General features: G+C 67.7%; 2 protein-coding genes. One reads left to right on the forward strand and one right to left on the reverse strand.

The window, feature by feature from the left end; translation table 11 throughout:
• Positions 1 to 421: universal stress protein (locus LQV45_RS33510; protein ID WP_230012087.1), on the reverse strand; the 421-nt coding region annotated here is incomplete at its 3' end.
• Between the two features lie 309 nt (positions 422 to 730).
• Here LQV45_RS33510 and LQV45_RS33515 point away from each other — a divergent pair.
• Positions 731 to 1,265: response regulator transcription factor (locus tag LQV45_RS33515; RefSeq protein WP_230012089.1), on the forward strand; the 535-nt coding region annotated here is incomplete at its 3' end.

The raw sequence follows: 1,265 nt of genomic DNA on the forward strand, positions 1-1,265 counted from the left end.
CCACCAGCACCGGGCAATGCGCATGTGCCACACAGGCGGAACTCACAGATCCCAGCAACAGTCCACCGAATCCGCCGTGGCCGCGGCGGCCCAGCACGAGCATGTCCGCGGCTTTGCTCTCCTCGATCAGCACGCGGCGGGGGTGCCCCTGGATGAGGCGGGCCTCGACGTTGTCCGGAGTGTCCGGGCCGAAGGCCTTCGCCACCGCCTCGGCCAGGATTTCCCCGGCCCGGACGTCGAAGTCCTCGATGCCGACGGCGACATAGCCGTCGTACACCGGCGGGTAGTCCCAGCATGCCACTGCGACGACCTTGGCGGCCAGGGGCACCGCGAGGGCCTGCGCATGCCGCAACGCGGACACCGAAGCGTCCGAGCCGTCAACGCCTACCACGATCATCCGGACGTCCCTGACTTCGTTCATCGCAATCCTTTGCCCTCGTACCGGCCGAGCTTCCCGCGCCAGATGGCGACGCTCCCATGATTTCCTTCGGCCGGCATGACGCCTAGGGCCAAAGGGCATGCACGCAGCCCGGCTGGCGGGCCACCCGACAACGCTCCGGGCAACTGGCCGGAGGCGGCCTGTTGGGCACTATGACCCTTGTCCGCGCCGCCCCGGTGCACAAGAATGGCAGAGGCTGGGGTCAGCAGATGAAGGACAGCATCTCGTGACAACGAGCATGGTGTCACTAACAGTATCGAGCGGTCGCGCGAGCGGCCGGACGGGAGAATCATGATTGCCTGGGCAGACGCAGGTCTCACTGCACCTGATGGCGGGCAGGCGGTGATCCGCGTCTTTATCCTTGATGACCACGAACTCGTCAGGCGCGGGCTGCAGGAACTTCTCGAAGGCGAGGGGTTTGCCGTCGTCGGCAGTTCCGGATCCGCGGTGGAGGCGACACGGCGGATTCCCGCACTGCATCCTGATGTCTGTGTGTTGGACGCCCGCCTGCCGGACGGGACCGGCATCGAGGTCTGCCGTGACGTGAGGTCGGTGGACCCGTCCCTGAACTGCATCATCCTGACGAGCTTCGACGACGAACAGGCCCTGCGCGGCGCCGTCCTGGCCGGGGCACGCGGATACGTGCTGAAGGAGATCGGCGGCACGGACCTGATCGGCGCCCTGCGGCGGGCAGCAGCGGGCGAGTCCCTCTTCGAGGAAGGCGTCGCCGCCGGCGTCGTGGACAGCCTGGTGGAGGCCGAAGAGGTCGACCCGCGCACCTCCTCCCTCACGCCCCAGGAACGCAAGGTCCTGGAGCTGGTGGGCG

It is taken from the genome of Microbacterium sp. Bi128, assembly GCF_918698205.1.